Annotated in this window: 20 protein-coding genes and 1 tRNA gene; 13 read left to right on the forward strand and 8 right to left on the reverse strand. The window is 62.8% G+C overall.

The genetic code is table 11. From position 1 onward, the window contains the following. Positions 1 to 5: 5 nt before the first annotated feature. From WH367_RS10485 to WH367_RS10505, 5 genes are all read left to right on the forward strand, one after another. Complete coding sequence (locus WH367_RS10485) at positions 6 to 1,076, forward strand: FecCD family ABC transporter permease (RefSeq protein WP_339535936.1); 1,071 nt, start codon at positions 6 to 8, stop codon at positions 1,074 to 1,076. Next, positions 1,073 to 1,876: an ABC transporter ATP-binding protein gene (locus WH367_RS10490; RefSeq protein ID WP_339535938.1), complete on the forward strand. Its 804-nt coding sequence runs from the start codon at positions 1,073 to 1,075 to the stop codon at positions 1,874 to 1,876. Before WH367_RS10485 ends, WH367_RS10490 begins: the two co-directional genes overlap by 4 nt. Before the next feature lie 12 nt (positions 1,877 to 1,888). Then, complete coding sequence (locus WH367_RS10495; protein ID WP_339535940.1) at positions 1,889 to 2,338, forward strand: pseudoazurin; 450 nt, start codon at positions 1,889 to 1,891, stop codon at positions 2,336 to 2,338. A gap of 32 nt (positions 2,339 to 2,370) precedes the next feature. Beyond that, the gene (locus tag WH367_RS10500; RefSeq protein WP_339535942.1) at positions 2,371 to 3,705 is read left to right on the forward strand and encodes an OprD family outer membrane porin; all 1,335 of its coding nucleotides are present in this window, start codon (positions 2,371 to 2,373) and stop codon (positions 3,703 to 3,705) included. A gap of 125 nt (positions 3,706 to 3,830) precedes the next feature. After that, positions 3,831 to 4,220, forward strand: coding sequence for a Fur family transcriptional regulator (locus WH367_RS10505; protein ID WP_021025628.1), 390 nt, complete (start codon positions 3,831 to 3,833; stop codon positions 4,218 to 4,220). Between the two features lie 18 nt (positions 4,221 to 4,238). Here the strand turns inward: WH367_RS10505 and WH367_RS10510 are convergent, their stop codons facing one another. The 4 genes from WH367_RS10510 to WH367_RS10525 form a co-directional block, all read right to left on the reverse strand. Next, complete coding sequence (locus WH367_RS10510) at positions 4,239 to 5,429, reverse strand: DUF1624 domain-containing protein (RefSeq protein WP_339535943.1); 1,191 nt, start codon at positions 5,427 to 5,429, stop codon at positions 4,239 to 4,241. A 121-nt stretch (positions 5,430 to 5,550) separates the two neighbouring features. Continuing rightward, positions 5,551 to 6,069, reverse strand: a complete 519-nt coding sequence (locus WH367_RS10515) for a TPM domain-containing protein (RefSeq protein WP_339535944.1) — start codon at positions 6,067 to 6,069, stop codon at positions 5,551 to 5,553. Then, a complete protein-coding gene (locus tag WH367_RS10520) occupies positions 6,069 to 6,986 on the reverse strand; it encodes a TPM domain-containing protein (RefSeq protein WP_339535945.1) in 918 nt (305 codons plus the stop codon). The genes WH367_RS10515 and WH367_RS10520 overlap by 1 nt, the downstream gene beginning before the upstream one ends. Positions 6,987 to 6,999: 13 nt before the next feature. Beyond that, on the reverse strand, positions 7,000 to 7,602 hold the full coding sequence (locus WH367_RS10525) for a LemA family protein (RefSeq protein ID WP_021027151.1): 603 nt from the start codon (positions 7,600 to 7,602) through the stop codon (positions 7,000 to 7,002). Positions 7,603 to 7,732: 130 nt separating this feature from the next. On the opposite strand from WH367_RS10525, the gene WH367_RS10530 reads away from it, so the two are divergent. Continuing rightward, complete coding sequence (locus tag WH367_RS10530; RefSeq protein ID WP_339535946.1) at positions 7,733 to 8,302, forward strand: DUF2946 family protein; 570 nt, start codon at positions 7,733 to 7,735, stop codon at positions 8,300 to 8,302. A 29-nt stretch (positions 8,303 to 8,331) separates the two neighbouring features. Here WH367_RS10530 and WH367_RS10535 read toward each other — a convergent pair whose 3' ends face one another. The 4 genes from WH367_RS10535 to WH367_RS10550 form a co-directional block, all read right to left on the reverse strand. After that, entirely contained in the window at positions 8,332 to 9,219 is an 888-nt protein-coding gene (locus WH367_RS10535) for a c-type cytochrome (protein WP_339535947.1), read from the reverse strand. 193 nt (positions 9,220 to 9,412) lie between these two features. Next, positions 9,413 to 10,852, reverse strand: coding sequence for an efflux transporter outer membrane subunit (locus WH367_RS10540; protein ID WP_339535948.1), 1,440 nt, complete (start codon positions 10,850 to 10,852; stop codon positions 9,413 to 9,415). Next, entirely contained in the window at positions 10,845 to 14,063 is a 3,219-nt protein-coding gene (locus WH367_RS10545) for an efflux RND transporter permease subunit (protein ID WP_339521270.1), read from the reverse strand. The genes WH367_RS10540 and WH367_RS10545 overlap by 8 nt, the downstream gene beginning before the upstream one ends. A 15-nt stretch (positions 14,064 to 14,078) precedes the next feature. Then, positions 14,079 to 15,398, reverse strand: coding sequence for an efflux RND transporter periplasmic adaptor subunit (locus tag WH367_RS10550; protein WP_339535949.1), 1,320 nt, complete (start codon positions 15,396 to 15,398; stop codon positions 14,079 to 14,081). Between the two features lie 230 nt (positions 15,399 to 15,628). Here WH367_RS10550 and WH367_RS10555 point away from each other — a divergent pair, with 230 nt between their 5' ends. From WH367_RS10555 to WH367_RS10585, 7 genes are all read left to right on the forward strand, one after another. Then, on the forward strand, positions 15,629 to 16,264 hold the full coding sequence (locus WH367_RS10555; protein WP_021027146.1) for a TetR family transcriptional regulator: 636 nt from the start codon (positions 15,629 to 15,631) through the stop codon (positions 16,262 to 16,264). A gap of 116 nt (positions 16,265 to 16,380) precedes the next feature. Then, positions 16,381 to 16,456 (forward strand) — tRNA-Arg (locus WH367_RS10560). Between the two features lie 163 nt (positions 16,457 to 16,619). Beyond that, the gene (locus tag WH367_RS10565; RefSeq protein ID WP_339535950.1) at positions 16,620 to 17,870 is read left to right on the forward strand and encodes a tyrosine-type recombinase/integrase; all 1,251 of its coding nucleotides are present in this window, start codon (positions 16,620 to 16,622) and stop codon (positions 17,868 to 17,870) included. Positions 17,871 to 17,890: 20 nt separating this feature from the next. Further along, on the forward strand, positions 17,891 to 18,799 hold the full coding sequence (locus WH367_RS10570) for a hypothetical protein (RefSeq protein WP_339535951.1): 909 nt from the start codon (positions 17,891 to 17,893) through the stop codon (positions 18,797 to 18,799). A gap of 101 nt (positions 18,800 to 18,900) precedes the next feature. Continuing rightward, positions 18,901 to 19,110: a helix-turn-helix transcriptional regulator gene (locus WH367_RS10575; RefSeq protein WP_339536121.1), complete on the forward strand. Its 210-nt coding sequence runs from the start codon at positions 18,901 to 18,903 to the stop codon at positions 19,108 to 19,110. A 100-nt stretch (positions 19,111 to 19,210) separates the two neighbouring features. Next, the gene (locus WH367_RS10580; RefSeq protein WP_339535952.1) at positions 19,211 to 19,642 is read left to right on the forward strand and encodes a guanosine-3',5'-bis(diphosphate) 3'-pyrophosphohydrolase; all 432 of its coding nucleotides are present in this window, start codon (positions 19,211 to 19,213) and stop codon (positions 19,640 to 19,642) included. A 13-nt stretch (positions 19,643 to 19,655) separates the two neighbouring features. Then, positions 19,656 to 20,552, forward strand: a complete 897-nt coding sequence (locus tag WH367_RS10585) for a WYL domain-containing protein (protein WP_339535954.1) — start codon at positions 19,656 to 19,658, stop codon at positions 20,550 to 20,552. Positions 20,553 to 20,707 lie beyond the last annotated feature (155 nt).

Raw genomic sequence — 20,707 nt, forward strand, 5'->3', positions numbered from 1 at the left:
CTTGCATGATGGTGGCAACGGCATCCGCGCGCCCATCGGCGCTGCGCCGGCCGCTGCATGGGGCCGCCTGGTGCCTGGGCGCGGCACTGGCGCTGCTGCTGAGCGTGGCGCTGGGCATCGCCGTTGGCGAGACGGCGCTGTCGCCCAGCCTGGTGCTGCAGGTGCTGGCCAACAAGCTGGCAGGTGCCAGCTATGCCATCGATCCCATCAGCCAGGGCATTGTCTGGAACTACCGCCTGCCCCGCGCGCTGGTGGCGGCCAGCTGCGGCGCGGGTCTGGCGGTGTCCGGCGTCATTTTGCAATCGCTGCTGCGCAATGCGCTGGCCGAGCCCTATTTGCTCGGCATCTCGGCCGGGGCCTCCACCGGCGCAGTGCTGGTGACTGTCGTCGGCATCGGTGCGGGCGCCATATCGATGACCGTGGGCGCCTTTTTTGGTGCGCTCTGCGCGTTTGCACTGGTGGCCCTGCTGGCCCATGCCGCCGGCAGCGGTGGCCTGCGCAACAGCGGCCAGATTGTGCTGGCCGGCATTGCGGGCTCGCAGCTGTTCAATGCACTGACCTCGCTGATCATCACCAAGTCGGGCAGTGCCGAGCAGGCCCGGGGCATCATGTTCTGGCTGCTGGGTAGCCTGAGCGGCGTGCGCTGGCCCGATACCGTGCTGACCGCCTGCATTGCGATCACCGGCCTGCTGCTGTGCCTGCTGCATACGCGCGCGCTCGATGCCTTCAGCTTTGGCAGCGAATCGGCGGCCGCGCTGGGCGTGCCGGTGCGCCGGGTGCAACTGGTGCTGCTGCTGGCCGCTGCGCTGATGACGGCCGTCATGGTCTCCATCGTCGGCGCGATCGGCTTTGTCGGCCTGGTCATTCCGCATGCCGCGCGCATGCTGGTCGGCGTCAGCCACGGCCGCCTGGTGCCTGCCAGCGCGATGATGGGTGCCGTTTTTTTGATCGCCGCCGATGTGCTCTCGCGCACCCTGATCCGGGGCCAGGTGCTGCCGATTGGCGTGATCACCGCCCTGGTCGGCGCGCCAGTATTTGCCTGCATTCTGCTCAAAAGCCAGCGGAGGCGCGGATGACGGCGGCAGCTCTGGTCACGGCGGATCAACCGGTGTTGCAGGCCTGCGCGCTGGGCCTGCGCCTGCAGGGCCGGCCGGTTGTCGAGCAGCTCAGCCTGCCGGTGCAGCGCCAGGAGATGCTGGGGCTGATTGGCCCCAACGGCTCGGGCAAGTCCAGCCTGCTGCGCTTGCTGGCCGGTGTGATCCGGCCCAACGAGGGCCAGGTGCTGCTGCAGGGCCAGCCGCTGCACAAGATGGGGCGCCGCGCCATTGCGCGCGAGCTGGCCCTGGTGGCGCAGATGGCCGAGACGCAGGATGCCATCAGCGTTGAAGACGCGGTGGCGCTGGGGCGCACGCCCTGGCTCTCGGCGCTGCAGCCTTTTGCCGCGCAGGACTGGGAGGCCGTGCAGCAGGCCCTGGATGCCGTGGGCATGGCGGAGCGCCGCCACAGCGCCTGGCACAGCCTCTCGGGTGGCGAGCGCCAGCGTGTGCATATCGCACGCGCGTTGGCGCAGCAGCCCGGTGTGCTGCTGCTCGATGAGCCCTGCAACCACCTCGATATCCACCAGCAGCTGTCGCTGATGGCCTTGATCCGCAGCCTGCCCGTCACCAAGGTCGTGGCCCTGCATGACCTGAACCAGGCGCTGGCCTGCGACCGGCTGGCCGTCATGCAGCAAGGCCGGCTCGTCGCACTGGGCCGGCCCGAGCAGGTGCTTGATGCCGCGCTGCTGGCGCAGGTTTTTCGCGTCGAGGCCAGCGCGCTGGTCGACCCCTGGGACGGCAGCCGCGTGCTGCGTTTTCGTCCGCTTTCTTCTTCCTGACTGTGAGCCGATATGCCCACCCTGAACCACCGAACCTGGCTACCTGTTGTGTTGAGCGCCTTGCTGTGCAGCCAGGCGGGTGCCGAGACTTTTGAAGTCAAGATGCGCAACCGCAGTGCCACCGGTCCGATGACCTATGAACCCGAGTTCCTGCAGATCAAGCCGGGCGACAAGATCAAGTTCCTGGCCAGCAGCAGCGGGCACGACGCGGTCAGCATCCCGGGCATGGCGCCCGCTGGTGCCAAGCCCTTCAAGGGCAAGATCAACGAGGAGATCGAGGTCAGCTTTGATGCCCCGGGCCTCTATGGCGTGCAGTGCCTGCCCCATTACGCGATGGGCATGGTGATGCTGGTGCAGGTGGGCGATGCGCCGCTGCCCGGCCTGCAGGTACCTGCCGAGGTGCCCGAGCGCGCGCAGCAGCGCTTCAAGGACATCGTCAGCCGCGCCTCGGTGCCGCGCTGAACCGCTATCGCAATTTTGGGCAACACCAGACAATGACTTATTTCAAATGGATGGCGCGCAGCAGCGGCCTGGCGGCGCTGGCCCTGGCGGCAGGCCATGCGCAGGCCGGCGCGCAGGACGAGGCCAAGGGCTTGATCGAAGGCGCGAGCCTGGGCATGGTCAACCGCATGGTCTATGAGCAGCTGGACTACCGGCGTGGCGACAGCACCCGCGTGGTGTCTGGCGGCGCGCGCTCGGACAAGGCCGCCGAAGCCGGCTATGGGCTGATGCTGAACTTCAGCTCGGGCTACACGCAAGGGGTGGTCGGCCTGGGGCTCGATGCGCATGCCTATGGCGGCATCAACCTGGGCTCGGACGCCGACAAGGTGCGCAGCAACCCGCGCTATATCGCCAAAGACGGCACGGACCTGCAGGACAGCTTTGGCCGCGCAGGGGCGGCGCTCAAGCTGCGCTGGTCGTCGACCGAGCTGAAAGTGGGCGAGATGCGCAGCAAGAACCCGATCTTTCACTCCTCCGACACCCGCCTGCTGCCCGAGACCAACCGGGGCTGGCAGATCAGCAGCAACGATATTGCGCAACTGACGCTGCAGGCCGGCCGCTTTACCCGCTGGGCCGACCGCAATGCGCGCAAGAACGGCCAGCCCCTGCTGGCCAATTACTCAGGCGTGCAAGGCGATGCCTTCAGCTTTGCCGGTGGCAGCTGGGCCACGCCCTGGAGCGGGCTGAGCCTGTCAAGCTACGTCGGCCAATACGAGGATGTCTGGAACACCTGGTACCTGGGCGGCGTCTACAAAAAGGCGCTGGCCGAGAAGCAAAGCCTCTCGCTGAGCCTGAACCTGTACCGCAACAAGGACACCGGCGCGGCCAAGGCTGGCCGGGTGGACAACCTGACCTGGAGCCTGATGGCGACCTATGCGGCCGGCATGCACCAGCTGGGCCTGGGTTACCAGAAGGTCGATGGCGATACGCCATTCGACTATGTCAACCGGGGCTCCATCTGGCTGGACAACGCGATGCAGCTGTCGGACTTCAATGCGCCGCATGAGGCGTCCTGGCAGCTCAAGTACGAGGCCGATCTGGGCCAGTGGCTGACGCCGGGCCTGCGCGCGGGCGTCGCCTATACACGCGGCTCGGGCATTGACTACAGCCGTGCCGGCAGCGTGTATGCCAACTACCTGGGCGCCAGCGGCCGTGGCGGCCGACACTGGGAGCGCGACATGCTGCTGCGCTACACCGTGCAGCAAGGCCAGGCCAAGGGGCTGGCGCTGCAGTTGCGCTACGGCGTGCACCGGGCCAACCAAACCCAGGGCGAGCTGAATGTGAACCAGGTGCGGCTGCTGGCGGAGATGCCCTTGCAGATTTTCTGAGGTAGTAGCGCGGCAAAGGAGGGCAATGGCGGCCAGCGCTGCCTGGCTGCAGGCCGCAGCCCAAGCGGCTATGATGGGCGCTCCCCCGATTGCCCATCCGTTCTTCGGAACGTCCCTGTCAGACCATGCAACGTCCTACCCGCCAGCGCGCCGCCATCGCCGATGCCTTTGCATCGCAAGGCCGTCCACTCTCACCCCAAGAGGTGCTGGAGATTGCGGGTGCTGCGCTGCCGGCCTTGGGCATTGCGACCGTCTACCGCAACCTCAAGTTGATGACGGAAGAGGGCCTGCTGCGCGTGGTCACCTTGCCCGGTGGCCTGCCGCTCTATGAGCCGGCGACGCACGACCACCACCACCACTTCCAGTGCAACAGCTGCCGCCGGGTGTTTGATATCCAGGCCTGCCCGGGCGACCTCAAGGGCATGGCGCCGCCGGGCTTTCTGGTCGAGGGCCATGAGATCACCTTGTACGGCCAGTGCAAGGACTGCCTCAGCGGTGCAGGGCCTGCAGCCTGAGGCAGCGTAAAAAGCGGCTTAGAGGTACTTGAGCCAGGTGATATCGCGCCTGCGGGCCTTGAAGGCGGCAAAGGCCTTCACCGCCGGGTACAGCGCAAAGCCCATGGCCACCGTGGTGATCCACACCATCCAGATCGCATCAAAGCCAAACACCTCGCCCTGGTTGTTGCCCCAGATCGCCTGCGCGCCCAGGTAGAGGAACTTGAGCACATAGAGGTGCAGCACATAGAAGAACATCGGCGCGGCGCCAAACACGGTCAGCGGTGCCAGCCAGCGCATCTGTGGCCGGCGCTCAAAGGCGCACAGCAGCAGCAGGCCGATGCCCAGGGTCAGCGCCAGAAACAAGAGGGATGGCGGGTACTTGGTGATGTTCAAAAAGCCCATGGCGCTGACGAGGAACGAATCGGCCACGACCCAAGGCTTGTCGCCATAGACGTTGGCGGCACGCAGCAGCACAAAGCCCACCAACAGGCCCAGGCCCCAGGTCAGCAGGCGGCGCTGGCGCTGCAGTGCATCGGCCCCCTTGGCAAACCAGGGGCCCATCGCGTAGCCCAGCGCGATCACGCCGATCCAGGGCAGCAGCGGGTAGGAGGTGCGCAGGCGCAGGCTGCTGCTCACATCGATCCAGCCCCGGTCATGCAGCACGGCCCAGAGCGTGTGCAGCGCATGGTCGGGCGCAAAGTGCAGGTGGTCGAGCAGGTTGTGGCCGGCGACCAGCAGCAGGCCCAGCGGAATGATCAGGCGGCGCGGCAGCCACACGAGGGCCGACAGCATCAGCATCGACAGGCCAATGGCCCAGATCACCTGCAGGAAGATCTTGGTGGGCGGGAACTGGAAGGTCCAGGCAAAGTTGACCACGGTCACCTCCAGCAGCACCAGAAACAGCCCACGCTTGAACAGAAAGCCCGAGGCCGCCGCGCGCCCGTCTTCGTACTTGCTGCCGTACAAAAAGGCTGACAGGCCCGTGAGCAGCACAAACACCGGCGCGCACAGGTGGGCGAGCAAGCGGCTGAAAAACAGCTCCGGGGCCGTCGCCGAGACATCCATCGGATCGGGCACCTGGTGGTGCAGGTAGAAGGTCTCGCGCACATGGTCGATCAGCATGAAGAGGATGACCAGGCCGCGCAGGGCGTCAATCGATTGCAGGCGGCTGGCGCCCGGCAGACCGGCAGCAGGGCTGCGGGAGAGGATGGGGGTGTCGGAGGACATGGAGAAGGCAGGCGAGAAGGGCGGGCGAAAGGTGTATCAAATGATATTGATTGCGCATTATCATTTATATCGACTGCCCGGTTGGGCTGGGAGGCAGAAATTCGCCGCCCGTGCGCCGTGCTCAGCCGATCAGCGGCTGGTCATCGAGTTCGTTACCTGCCGCCGAGGGTGCGGCGCCGCGTGGGAACTGCTGCTCCAGATGGTGCGAAACCTGGCCAATGGCCGCCAGCAAGGCCTTTTCGTACTGGCCACTGCGCAGGTCGCTGGCCAGGCTGTCGACCATCGCCTGCCACTGCGGGCCGCTGACGCAGCGCGATACCGCCCGGTCGGCGACGATCTCGATCGCATGGTCGGTCAGCAGCAGGTAGATGAGCACGCCATTGTTGTGTTCGGTATCCCAGACGCGCTGCTTGCCAAACTGCATCACCGCGCGCTCGCGCGCAGGCGCATCACGGCGGATATAGCTCCAGGGCAGGGCGCTTTCCACATAGACGCGGATCTGGCCGCTGTGCCTGGCCTCTGAAGCCGCGATGGCCTGCGCCAGGCGCTGCCGGGCGTCATCGGGCAAGGCATGGGAGGCATCGCGCTCCAGAAAGCGGTGGCGCAGTTGCCTGCCCCAGCGTTGCAACCAATGGCCCATCACCAACTCCCCGAGGCGCCACCGCCCCCAAAATTGCCGCCGCCGCCGGAGCTGAATCCGCCGCCGCCGCCAAATCCACCCCCGCCAAAGCCGCCTCCGCCGCCAAAGCCACCGCCGCCCCCGCCGATTGAGCTGCCCCCGCGCATGGTGCCGGCCAGCAAGACCACAAAGAGCGCAGCGACGCCCGCGCCAATGCCCAGCAGCACGCTGGAGGTGAGCCAGGCCGCTACCAGGCCTGCTGCGCCGCCGGTGGCCAGCGAGCCCAGCGCGCGGCCCAGCATGCTGCGCAACACGCTGCCGCCCACCATCACAAAGATAAAGAAGAACAGCAGCAGCTGCGCCGGGTCATCGGGCAAGGCCGACGACGCCTGGTTGCGGCTGGGCGCTGTGGTTCGGGGCGGCGGCAGCGCCTCGCCCTTGATCAGCGCGCTGATCTGGGCCAGGCTGTCGCCAATGCCGGCGGCAAAGTAGCCGGCGCGGAAAGCCGGCGCCATCGTCTGGTCAATGATGCGCGCAGCGCGCAGATCGGGAATCGCGCCTTCCAAGGTCTTGGCGACCTCGATGCGCATGCGCCGGTCGTCCTTGGCCACCAGCACCAGCAGGCCATCGCCCACGTCCTTGCGGCCAATCTTCCAGGTGCTGGCCACACGCTGGGCATAGGCGGCAATGTCTTCGGGGCTGGTGCTGGCGACCATCAGCACCACGACCTGCGCGCCGGTGTCGCGCTCCAGCGCCGTCAACTGGGCTTCGAGCTGGGCCTGGTCCTGCGCGCTCAAGGTGGCGGTCTGGTCGATCACATGGGCGCTGAGCGCCGGCACCGGCTGCACGGCAGCGCGCGCTGGCGCGCTGAGCCAGGGCAGCAGCACGGCCACTGCCAGGGCCAGCACCCAGGCCAGCGGCGGGCGCCAAGCGGGCATCCGGGCCATGCGCTTACTTCCGCTCGGACGAGAAGTCGACGCTAGGCGGCTGGGAAATCTGGGCCTCGTTCTGCACCGTGAAATTGGCCTTGGGCTGGTAGCCAAAGACCTTGGCCGTCAGGTTGGTGGGGAACACGCGGGCCTTGATGTTGTAGGCCTTGACGGTGCCGATGTAGCGGTCCCGCGCCACGGCAATGCGGTTTTCTGTACCTTCCAGCGTCACGCGCAGATCGCGGAAAGCCTGGTTCGCCTTGAGCTCGGGGTAGCGCTCCGAGACCACCATCAGGCGCGACAGCGCGCTCGACAGCTCGCCCTGGGCCTGCTGGAACTTGTTGAAAGCCTCGGGGTTGTTCACCAGCTCGGGCGTGGCCTGGATCGAGGTGGCCTTGGCCCGTGCCTCGATCACCTTGGTCAGCGTATCCTGCTCGAAGTTGGCCTCGCCCTTGACGGAGGCCACGATGTTGGGCACCAGGTCCGCACGGCGCTGGTACTGGCTCAGCACCTCGCTCCAGGCGGCCGTGGATTCTTCGTCCAGGCGCTGAAAATCGTTATAGCCGCAGCCCGTCAGTGCCAGCGCTGCGGCTGCTACCACCAGAAATCGTTTCCATGCGTTCATGAGGGCTCCTCGCCATGTTCAGAGCCGCCATTGTTACCGATCTGGCAGCGGTCCATTGTCAGCGATTATTGACGGTCTGAGGGGTGCATGACCGGCATGCCTGCGTCGGCGCATGCAGTAGGATCGCCAGATGGACGATATCGTGAAACAAGCCATGGCCAAATGGCCCAACGTGCCCGCCTGCTGGGGCTGGCTGGCGCTGGATGCGCGCGGCAACTGGTGGCTGCGCGATGCGCAGGCCCAGGCCGCCGGCGCTTTTGCCAGTGGCCTGCCAGGCGCCAAGGGCTCGCGGGTGGAGCATGACAAGCTCGCGCAGTTCATTGCCCGCAATTACCTCGCCGATGCCCAGGGCTGCTGGTATTTCCAAAATGGCCCGCAGCAGGTGTTTGTGGAGCTGGAGGCCACCCCTTGGGTCTGGCGCGCGCAGTGGCGCGATGAAGCCCTGCTGCTGCATGCCCATACTGGCGCGGTGCTGGCGCCTGCGCAGGTGCAGGCGGTGCTGGCTGATGAGCAAGGCGCCGTCTACCTGCACATGGACCAGGGGCTGGGCATTGTGCATACGCAGGATGTGCTGGATGTGTCGCAGGCCCTGGAGCAGGGCCTGCTGCCCGAGCCGACCGAGGTAGCCAGCGTGCTGCTGGAAAAGCGCTATGGCTTTGTGCGCTCTCCCGCTGCGCTGAAGGCGGCGGGCCAGGCTTGATCTTTTAGCGGGCGCAGTGGACAGCCTGCTTATTGCGCTTGCTCCACCATGTACTGCACCGCCGCATGGATCTCTTCATCCGATGCGCTGGAGCCGCCGCGTGGGGGCATCGCGCCCTTGCCGCTGATGGCGATCTTCACCATGCTGTCGATGCCCTGGGCGATATAGGGTGCCCAGGCGGCCTTGTCACCGAACTTGGGCGCGCCCGCCACACCAGCGGCATGGCAGACAAAGCAGGCCTTGTCATACAGCGCCTTGCCATTGACGGCGGCGTTGGCTGTGGGAGCAGCGGCGGCAGGGGCAGCGGCTGCAGCGGCTGCAGGCTCGGCGCTTGCCGCAGCAGGGGCACTGGTGGCGGCCGGTGCAGCCGCAGCAGAAGCAGCGGCGGGGGCGGCACTGCCCGCATCGGCGCTGGCCGCGGCAGGGCGCTGGGGTTCGTCAAATTTGGCGCCTGCGGCATTGGCCATGTAGACCACGCCACGCGCGATTTCGGCGTCTTCAAAGTCACCCCCGCCTTGCGGGGCCATGGCGCCCTTGCCGGCCAGGGCCGAGTGCAGCAGCGCTTCGAGGCCGGTCTTGATGCGCGGCGCCCAGGCAGCGGCATCTTCAAACTTTGGGGCGCCGGCGGTGCCGGTGGCATGGCAGGTGGCGCACTGGGCCTGGTAGACCTCCTGGCCGGATTTGAGGGGGCGGTTGGCGTCGCGTATTTCGACCGAGCCCACTTTCTGCAGCCGGCTTTCGATGGAGCCCGCGTTATCGGCGGCGCCGGGGCCGGATTTGTTGGCAGAGGTCACATAGGTCACCAGACCGATGATGGCAAAAACCGGAATCACAAAAGCAAAGATCACCGTCCACAAAAACTGCTTGGGTGTTCTGACCGGGCCCGTGTGTGCTTCTTCTTGCTGGATGTCGCTCATGGCTTCCTCAAATTCTTTGGGGGCTTGTTGTTCATCGTGCAGAGGCCAAAATCATTATATCGACGGGTTTTTTGGCATGGCCTCCGGGCTAATACCTGCAGGCAAACCGCCACACTTGCGGCGCCGGCGCATAAAAAAATGGCTTGCCAGGGGGCTGGCAAGCCATTGTGGGGCCGCAACTGCGGGCGTTAACCTATGGTTTGCCAGCAGTGGGCGCCGCCTGTGCGACAGTGTCGGCCGGTGCCGGATCGGTCCAGCCGCCGCCCAGCGCCTTGTACAGGCCGACCTGGTTTTGCAGCTGGGTCAGGCGCACTTGCACCACCGCTTGCTGCAAGGTGAACAGCGAGCGCTGCGCATCGAGCAGGTCCAGGTAGCTGGCCACGCCGTTCTTGTAGCGCAGGTCCGATAGCTTCAGGCGTGCCGACTCGGCCTCGACCTGGGCTTGCTGCGACTGCAGCTGGTCGGACAGCGTCTGGCGGCTGACCAGGGCATCCGACACTTCGCGGAACGCCGTCTGGATGGCTTTCTCATACTGCGCTGCAGCAATCTGCGTCTGCACCTGCGCCACTTCCAGGTTGGCCTGGTTGCGGCCGGCATTGAAGATCGGTAGGTACAGCGAAGGCGCGATCGTGAAGCCCTTGGATTTGGAGTCGAACAGGTCGGACAGCTCGGAGCTGGCAAAGCCGGCGCTGGCCGTCAGCGAGATCGCCGGGTAGAACAGCGCGCGCGCCGCGCCAATGTTGGCATTGGCGGCGATCATGGTCTGCTCGGCCTGGCGCAGGTCGGGGCGGCGCAGCATCAGGTCCGAGGGCAGGCCCGCTGGCACATCGGCCATCACCGGCAGATCGGTCAGGCGCTTGCCCTGCAGGCTGGTCAGCAGCTCGGCCGGTGGCGTCTGGCCCAGCAGCAAGGTCAGGGCGTTGACATCCAGCGCGCGCTGGCGCAGTTGCTGGGCCAGGGTGGCCTTGGCGTTTTCCGTCAGCGACTGGGCCTGGCGGTAGTCCAGCTCCGAGGCCACGCCGGCGTCGAGGCGCAGCTTGGACAGCTTGATCGACTCTTCCCGCGTCTCCAGCGTGCGGCGCGAAATGTCGATCAGCTCCTCGTCGGCCTGCAGGGTCAGCCAGGCATTGGCGACCGAGGCCACCAGGCTGATCTGGGCCGACTTGCGGCCTTCTTCGGTGGCCAGGTACTGGGCCAGAGCCTGCTCCTTGAGGCTGCTGATGCGGCCAAAGAAGTCAATCTCCCAGCTCTGGATGCCGACACCTACGCTGAAGGCATTCGCATAGCCGCCCGTGATCTGGCTGCGCTGGCGCGAGGCTGCACCCGAGACGCCCACTTCCGGAAAGCGCTGGGCGTCCTGGATCTGGTATTGCGCACGGGCCTGGGCGATGTTGAGCACCGCCACGCGCAGGTCACGGTTGTTGTCCAGCGCGGTCTGGATCAGCTGCTGCAGGCGCGTATCGGTGAAGAAGTTCTGCCAGGGAATATCGGCAGCGGCCTGCTGCGTCTCTTCCGTGGCCACCGGGTACTGCGCAGCCACCGGGGTGGCAGGCTTATCCAGTGATGGAATCAGCGAGCAGCCCGAGGCCAGCAGGGCCGCAGCCAGAACGGTTGGTATCAGTTTCTTATTCATGGTGGGTTCCTTTCCCCACATTGGCAGACAGAACGGCGTCGTGTCCGCTATCGGGCGAATGCGGCGCGGGCGGGCTGCCTTGCGGTCCCTTGTCCTGCTCGCCCTTGCGGCCAAACAGACGGAAGACCTCGACAAAGAACACCGGCACCAGGAACACGGCCAGGAAGGTGCCGATGATCATGCCCCAGAACACGCCGGTGCCGATCTCGTGCTGACTCACGGCGCTGGCGCCCGAGGCGATGTACAGCGGCACCACACCCAGGATGAAGGCGAGCGAGGTCATCAGGATCGGGCGGAAGCGCAGGTGGCCGGCTTCGAGCGCTGCATCGAGCGCGCTCATGCCCTGGTCGTGCAGGTCCTTGGCGAACTCCACAATCAAGATGGCGTTCTTCGCGGACAAGCCGATCACGGTGATCAGCGCCACCTGGAAGTAGATGTCGTTGGGCATGCCACGCAGGTGCATACCGGCAACGGCGCCCAGCACGCCCAGTGGCACCACCAGCAGCACGGCCAGCGGAATGCTCCAGCTCTCATACAGCGCTGCCAGGCAGAGGAACACCGCCAGGATCGAGAACGCGTACAGGATCATCGCCGACGAGCCGGCTTTCTTTTCGTCCAGCGACTGGCCGGTCCACTCGTAGCCAAAGCCTTGGGGCAGCTCGGCCGAGAGCTTTTCCATCTCTGCCATCGCGTCACCGGTGGTGTAGCCGGGCTTGGCCTGGCCGGTGATGCTCATCGACGGATAGCCGTTGTAGCGCGACATCTGCATCGGGCCGGTGATCCACTTGGCGGTCACCAGGGTCGAGAGCTCGACCAGCTTGCCATCCGCATTGGGCACGGTCAGCTTCAGCACGTCCTCGGGCTGCATGCGGGTGGCGGCGTCGGCCTGGATGGTCACGCGCTGCATATAGCCCTTGTTCGGGAAGTCGGTCGAGTTGCTCGAGCCCAGTGCCGTCGACAAGGTGGTGGCGATATCGCCCATGCTGACCTTTTGTGCCGATACCGCATTGCGGTTGATATCGACCTGCCACTGCGGCGCGTCGTCCACACCGTCAAAGCGCATACCGGTCAGGATGGGGCTCTTGCTCGCCTTGGCGATCAGGTCATTGCGGGCCTTGAGCAGCTCGGCGTGTCCATGGTTGCCCCGGTCCTGCAGACGGAAGGTAAAGCCATCGCTGTTGCCCAGCTCGGAGATCGACGGTGGCACCAGGGTGTAGATGAAGCCGTCACGCAGGCTCATCATCGCGCCCATGGCACGGCCTGCGAACGACGAGGCGTCCGAGCCCGGCGCGGTGCGCTCGGACCAGTCCTTGAACACCGTGAAGGCCAGACCCATGTTCTGCGCTTGACCGGCAAAACTGAAGCCCAGAATGCTCACGATGTTGGCCGTCTCGGGTTGCGCCAGGGCAAAGTCTTCGAGCTGCTTCATGGTCTCGCTGGTGCGCTCCTGGGTGGCGCCCGGGGGCAGCTGCACCAGGGAGATCACATAGCCCTGGTCTTCCACCGGCAGGAACGCAGTGGGCAGTGCCTTGAAGCCAAACACCACACCAACGATCACCGCTGCATAGACCAGGAAGGCCATGAACGTGCGCTTGACGACGCCGACCAGGGTCTTTTGGTAGCCCTTGGTGGCCTTGCCGAACATGCGGTTGAACCAGTTGTAGAAGGGGCCCAGCAGGCCGGTCTTCTTGTCATGCGCATGGCCCTTGGGAATGGGCTTGAGCATGGTGGCGCACAGCGCAGGCGTCAGGGTCAGTGCGAAGAAGCCCGAGAAGAAGATCGAGATCGCCATCACCAGCGAGAACTGGCGGTAGATATTGCCGGTCGCGCCCGAGAACATGGCCAGCGGGATGAACACGGTCACCAGAATCACGGTAATACCGACCACGGCACCCTGGATCTGGCCCATGGCCTTGATCGTTGCCTCCTTGGGCGATAAGCCCTCTTCGGACATGATCCGCTCGACGTTCTCGACCACCACGATCGCATCGTCCACGACGATACCGATCACCAGCACCATCGCGAACATCGACAGAATATTGATGGTCAGCCCCACGCTGTACATCACCGCAAAGGCCCCGAGCAGCGCAATGGGCACGACGATGGTCGGGATCAGGGTGTAGCGGATGTTCTGCAGGAAGATCAGCATCACGATGAACACCAGCACGATGGCTTCGAGCAGGGTGTGCAGCACTTTTTCGATCGAGATCTTGACGAACTTCGAGGTGTCATACGGCGCGGCCCACTTCACACCGGCTGGCAGGAAGGGTTCGAGCTCGTCCATCTTGCTGTAGACCTCTTTGGCGGTGGCCATCGCGTTTGCGGTCGAGGTCAGCTGCACGGCCAGCGCCACGGCGGGCTTGCCATCCAGGCGCGAGTTGGTGGCATAGCTCTCGGAGCCCAGCTCCACGCGCGCCACGTCCTTGAGGCGCACGGTCGAGCCGTCCGAGTTGGAGCGCAGCACCACCTCGCCAAACTCTTCGGGCGTGGACAGCTGGCCCGGCACGACGATGGTGGCGTTCATCATGGTGCCCGGCAGGCTCGGCGTATCGCCCAGCGCGCCACCGGAGATCTGCTGGTTCTGCGCGGCAATGGCGGCATTGATCTGTGCGATCGACATGCTGTAGCCCTGCAGCTTGGCAGGATCGACCCAGACGCGCATCGCGCGGCCGGCCGCAAACAGCTGGGCCTTGCCCACGCCGTTCAGACGCTGGATTTCCGGCACCACATTGCGGTTGACGTAATCGGAGATTTCGTCACGCGAGGTTTCGCCAGTGTCCGACTGGAAAGTCAGAATCATCAGGAAGTTGCTCATCGACTTGTCGACGCGCACCCCCAGCGATTGCACGATGCTGGGCAGGCGCGGCGTGGCGCGGGCCAGCCGGTTTTGCACATCCACCTGGGCCAGGTCGGGGTTGGTGCCGGGCTCGAAGGTCACGGTCAACTCGCCGCTGCCGGTGGCAGAGGCAGACGACGACATGTACATCAGGCCTTCGGCGCCGTTGATTTCCCGCTCGATCAGCTGCAGCACCGAGTCGGTCAGGGTCTGCGCGGTTGCGCCAGGGTAGGTCGCCGTCACCGTGATAGTGGGCGGCGCCACGCTCGGGAACTGCGCCACCGGCAGTCGGGTAATGGACACGATACCTGCGAGGACCACGAAGATCGCGATCACCCAGGCAAAAATCGGTCTGTGAATAAAGAACTTTGACATTCCGCTGTGTCCTGTTTATTTGCTGGCGGCGGTGTTGCCTGCAGCTTCTGGCGAGGCGGCGGGCTTGTCCGCAGCGGGTGCCTCAGCCTGGGGCGCTGCCCCCGCTGCGGGAGCCGCTGGCGCTGCCGCCTTGTCGCTCGGGTTCTTCCATGGCACTGGCGTGACGTGTGTCGCGCCCATGCCCAGCTTGATAAAGCCATCGACCATGACCTGGTCGCCCGCCTTGAGGCCTTCGCTCACCACCCAGTTCGTACCCTTGGACTGGCTGATCTGCACGGGCCGTGGGCTGACCGAGCCGTCGGCGGCGACGATCATCACGGTGTTGCCCTTTTCATTGCGGGTCACGGCCTGCTGGGGCACCAGCACGGCGTTGTCCACTTGGGCTTCCTGGATGTGCACACGCACATACATGCCCGGCAGCAGCAGGTTTTCGGGGTTGGGCAGCTCGGCGCGCACGCTCACCTGGCCGGTGGCTGGGTCCACCGTCAGATCGGTGAACAGCAGCTTGCCGGGGTGGGCATAGGGCTTGCCGTCGTCGGTGTAGACGATGACCTTGGCGGCGTTGTCACCAGCCTTGGCCAGCTTGCCGGACTTGAGCGCCTCCCGCATGCGCAGGATGTCGGACGAGGACTGCGTCACGTTCACATACAGCGGGTTGATCTGCTGGATCACGGCCAGCTCGGTCACACCGCTTTGGCCCACCAGCGCGCCTTCGGTCACCAAAGAGCGGCCAATGCGGCCGGAGATCGGTGCCGTCACCGAGGCATAGCCCAGGTTGATGTTGGCGTTGGTGACAGCGGCTTTGCCGGCCGCGACCTGGGCCAGTGCGGCCTTTTCGTTGGCGACGGCAACGTCGTATTCCTGCTTGCTGATGGCGTTGGCTTCGACCAGGGGCTTGTAGCGGCGGGCGGTGGATGCGGCCTGGGCCAACGTTGCCTGGGCCTGGGCCAGAGTCGCCTGTGCGCTTTCCAAGTTGGCCCGGTAGGGCGCATTATCGATCTGGAACAGCACCTGGCCGGCCTTGACGTCCGAGCCTTCGGTGAACAGGCGCTTTTGCAAGATGCCGGCTACGCGTGCACCCACTTGGGCCACCCGCACGGGCTCCAGGCGACCGGGCAGGTCGGAGACCACGGGGATGCTCTCGAGCTTCACCGTCAGAACGCTGACCTCAGGCGGCTTGGGTGCGCCTCCTTGCTGGGCTGCGTGTTCGTCTTTCTTGTTGCCGCAGGCGGTCAAGACCAGGGCAGCCACCAGCGTCAGAGCCAGCACACCGGTTGTACGGCGTGGGCTGGTAGCGGCTGGGCGGTTCCCGGTAGATTGGTTTGCTTCATACATCTGCTGCATGAAAGTCCCTTCGGTAGATGAGAAATGGTAAAGATGGAGAACCCGGAGGTCCCTCTAGGGCTTGTCTCACATCCGGGCGCGGATGATCCTCAATTCCCATGAAATTGCTGCGCGATTATACATACATGCGCAAATGTATAATTGTCGAAATTTGATAAATAACGCACGGCCTTTGGGTTGACAAACAGGGGTCATGTGATTGCAAGAACGGAATACAAGCGATGGCCCGACGTACTAAAGCAGAGGCAGATGAGACCCGCATCAAGCTGCTGGATGCGGCAGAACAGGTGTTCTTTGAGAAGGGCGTTGCGCGCGCCTCGCTCAACGAAATCGCCCAGCGGGCAGGTGCGACCCGCGGGGCGGTGTACTGGCATTTCAAAGACAAGGTCGATGTGTTTTCATCGATGCTCGATCGCATTTGCATGCCCTTCGAGGAAATTTGTGACGACAAATACGGTGACCTCGCGCCGCTGGACCGCATTCGCCGGTCCATCTATGCGGTGTTTGACAGTATGGATGGGGATGAACGCCGCCGCAAGGTGTTTGACACGGCGCTGTTCAAGCTCGAATACGTCGGTGAGCTCGAGAGTGTGCGCGAAGGCCATGTCGAGAGTTTTGCCTGCTCGCAGCGCAAATTTGCCGCAGATCTGGAAGAGGCCGCCAGCCGGGACCAGGTGCAGATGCAGATGACGCCCCAGGAGGCGGCGCTGGGCTTGCACTCCCTGTTTGTTGGGCTGATCCATGGCTGGGTGCTCAATGAGGGCAACTTTCCACTGCGCAGCATGGGTGAAAAAGCGGTCGAGGCCTATCTGGCCGGCCTGGGCTTTGGCCCCGGCAAGCTGGCTGCAGGCCGCTAAAGGTTTTTGATGGGCTGCCCCTGGCGCGATGCCCGGGCGACAACTGAACGGCCAGGGCATCCAAGCCATGCCATAATCTGCGGGTTGATCTGCAGCGCATGGCGTCTGCAGCTTGTGCGGCTGTAGCTCAGTGGATAGAGTATTGGCCTCCGAAGCCAAGGGTCGTGGGTTCGATCCCCGCCAGCCGCACCAACGAGTCACTTCAGATTGTCTCGAATCATCTCGAAACCCGCATGTTTTCTAGCATTGCGGGTTTTTTGTTGTCTAAGGTAGTCTCATTTGGTCTATGGACATACCAACATTTTCTTGGTATTTTTGTTGGTATCTGACGTACCAACAGCCCTAGATACCAACAATGTCACTGAACGACACCTTCATCAAGCAGGCCAAACATTCGGGCAAGCCCGCAGGCGACAAACATAGTGATGGCGGTGGCCTGTACCTTCACATCAAGGCCGCAAGCAAGTATTGGCGGATGGCCTACCGGTTCGGGGGCAAGCAAAAGACATTGGCGCTTGGGGTCTACCCTGCCGTCACTCTGGCGCAGGCCAGAAAGCGCAGGGATGAGGCCAAGGCCCAAATCGCTGAAGGTCTTGACCCCGGCATCGTTAAACAGGCAGAAAAAGCTGCCCGTGTTGTTGCCGGAGAAAGTACGTTCGAAGCGGTAGCCCGTGAATACCATGGCGTCAAAAAATCGGGATGGAGTGAAAAGTACGCCGAGAAGTGGCTCCGAGGGCTTGAGAAGGACATCTTTCCCTATGTCGGTCCGTTGCCGTTATCTGGCATCACCGCGCCGATGATGCTGAACGCAGTGCGAAAGGTCGAGAAGCGGGGCAACCGCGACGCAGCACATACCTTGACCCAGAATTCAGGGCAAGTGTTTCGGTATGGCATCCAGACTGGCCGCTGTACGCACAACCCTATGCCAGACTTGCGCGGCGCGTTGGAACCAGTAGTCGTGAAACACATGCCTGCCGTTTTGGAACCATTGAAGGTTGGAGAGCTACTGCGGGCCTTCGACACCTACAGTGGTCAGCCCATCACCAAGGCGGCGCTGCAACTGTCGGCACTTTTATTCCAGCGCCCAGCCAACATTCGCAAGATGGAATGGTCTTGGATCGACCTTGACGCTGGAATGCTGACCATTCCTTCAGCATCCATGAAGCGCACTGTCGCACAGAAGTTGAATGGCAGACCGCACTTTGTTCCGCTGGCTCCGCAAGCCGTGGAGGTGCTGCGCGAGATTCAACCACTTACCGGGTATCGAACATTTGTCTTCCCTTCCACTCGGGGGGAGGGCCGCCCGATGTCCGACATGACGATTAACGCCGCGCTGCGCCGTCTTGGTTATTCCGGCGATGAAATGACTGCCCATGGTTTCCGTGCGATGGCGCGCACATTGATCATTGAACGGTTGCCCGGAATTCATACCGACGTTATTGAAGCCCAGCTTGCGCACGGCAAGTCTGGCCCGCTAGGTGCCGCATATGACAGGGCCGAGTTCATGGATCAGCGCCGAACAATGATGCGGACATGGGCGGATTACTTGGACAAATTGAAGGCTGGCGCTGACGTGACTCCATTCAAGTCAGTCGGCCAGCGTTGATGAAGTTGGATGGCAATCCTATGAGTCAACACCCGCACAAGCGGTTTCCGCTGACGGACGCAATTTATCAACGCGCAAGCCATGTTCTGAAGAATTGCAATCGCAATCAATGGCAAGCCAGCACGAACACACTGCGAACAGAAATGGACGCGTTGAAGGTCAGCCTGCATAGCAAAGAATTGGAAGAGTTCAGCGGTGAATTCGCGCGTCGTCTGATTCAGGATGGGGGCTGGGAACTTCAATTCTTTCCTGACTACATGCGCGACGAAAACGGTACATGGAACTTCACCGCCGACGATGCGGCGGCGCTACTGGGAAACTGGCCCGATCCGACGTGGTTGCCCGATGGATGCCCTGATCAGCAGTTTTCAGACATCGAAATCCTGGAAGAAATTCTTCATCAACGGCGCCGGAGTCCACAGGACGGCCAACCGACAGACGCCCAGTGCTACGCCCTGATTGCGCTGGAAAAGGTGTTCATGGTTGATGTCTTATTTTCCGAACGGAGCAAGAATGGACGATCCACAGATCAATCCATGTTTCAAGCGTCCATGCTTGCCACCGAGGCCATGGAAATGGTCTGCATCGCCGAGCGAGAACAGATGCTGGCGCGGCTCCCGACCGCTACAACAGATCGGATACGCGAGATTGAAGCGGAAGTCCTGAAGGACGCAAGACGCGTCATGGCTAAATCCGCTGCGGAAGCCAGATGGATCAATGATCCGAAAGCCATCGCGAAGCAACAAGTTAAAGAATGCTGGGAGATGTGGCAGGCCGCGCCGCAGAACTACAAAAGTGCTACGGCCTTCGCCCGGGACATGCTGTCCAAGTACGAAGACTTGGAGAATCCAGATGTCATTCGGCGCTGGTGCCGCGAATGGCAAGATGAGTCCGCCAGCAACATCATGACCCCGCCTGCAGCGTCATGACGATGCCAGCATGGTGCCAGTTCGAATTCAGGAATTGCATGCTGAAATTGCTTCATACCGCCCAACACGAGTTATGGCGGACATCAATATGGAGCTCATCAATGCATCAAATTAATTCATCCATTCGCCCCAAAGCCGCCGCCGAATTCTTGGGTATCGGGGTCAGCACGCTGTGGCGGTGGTCAAAGGACAGAAGTGACTTTCCGAAGGCCCGAAAGCTCGGCCCGCGCTGTACGGTCTTCAGTATCATCGAACTACAGAACTGGCGTGATGCCGCGCCGCCAGTTCACGGGTCAAAGAGTTTGCACTAGTACATCAAAAAGCAACATAGGATCAAAATGATCCGAAAAATAAGATCATTTTGATCTTATGTTGTATGATGCCCTTGTCACAACAGATTCAAGGAGCCTCATGTCAACTTTGGCGCGAGCCATCGAAATTGCAATTGCCGCCCATGAAGGACAATTGGACAAGGCTGGCAGGCCTTACATCTTCCATCCAATTCAAGTCATGAATCGTGTTCGTGACGAATACGAAAAGATGGCCGCGGTTCTGCATGATGTCGTGGAGGACACGGCCATCACCCTTGAAAACCTTGAGCGCGAAGGCTTTCCCGATGTAGTTCTACAAGCCATTGATGCGCTGACGAAGCGACCCGGTGAAACACGCCTTGAAGCTGCACTGCGTGCCGCAGCCGACCCAATCGCGCGAGTAGTCAAGCTGGCGGACAATGCCGAAAATATGGACTTGTCGCGCATCCGGAATCCTACTGAAAAGGACTACGCGCGATGCCGTGAGTACGAGCGAGTGCTGGCCTTGTTGCTGGCTGCCGGAAACATCTGAAAAATTTCCAGTCATGGAACAAGACAACCTACCCGCCACACTGTCCGCAGCGCAACGCCAGAGGCTGGCATTCATTGAATTTCGCATCTGGTTTTATGGCGACGTAGCGCGCAAGCATGTGCTTGAACGCTTTGAAGTGGCAACGGCGGCCGGAACCCGCGATCTGATGCTCTACAAACAACTGGCGCCCCAAAATGCTAGCTACGAGCAAAAGCACTATCGCTACATGCAGACCTTCCAGCCCCTATTCCAGCACGATCCCGAAAAAGTGCTCGCTGCGTTGACCACAGGCACAGCGGCGGCTGATGCTGGAACCAGCAGTGAAACCATTTCCCACGCTGCGCCCAAACGCTTGAATCAGCCAGACCTGAACACTTTGGCGACGGTCACCCGAGCCATCCATTCGGGTCAGGTGTTGGCGTTGACCTACCTGTCCATGAAAAAAGGCCCAAGTCCACGAGTCATCGTGCCGCATTCGCTGGTGGATTCTGGTTTACGTTGGCATGTCAGGGCTTTTGACCGGACAAAGGGGCATTTCCGTGATCTGGTACTGACGCGCATGGAGGATGTACACGCCTTCGCGGATTGCAGTCCCCCTACACAGCAGGAACTGATCGGCGCAGATACACATTGGAATCGCATGCTCGCGCTGACCCTGATCCCCCATCCATCACGCCCGCATCCCGAGGCCATAGCGAAAGACTTCGGGATGCAAGACGGGAAGTTAAAAGTCTCGCTACGCAGCGCTGTTGCAGGCTATGTTATGCGTCAATGGCAGGTGGATTGCAGTCCAGACGCTAGCATGCGGGGGCATGAAATCCGCTTACGGCTAGCCGCCCCCAGTGAATTGAATGACGCGGGTAGTGCCGCACTGTCACCGGGCTTTCTCGTACCTAGGAAAGTGGGTTGATGTCATGAATTTATCACAAAGGGACGAGGTCACGGATATGCCCAATCCAACAGACATGCTGCGCCGAAACAGCAATGACTGATATGTCCTCGGTCGCTATCCGGAATTGTTGACTGCCTGCGTGAGAGTTCGCTTAGAACATGTCGAGAAGGAGT

It is taken from the genome of Comamonas sp. MYb21, from assembly GCF_037479395.1.
Lineage (GTDB): Bacteria > Pseudomonadota > Gammaproteobacteria > Burkholderiales > Burkholderiaceae_C > Comamonas.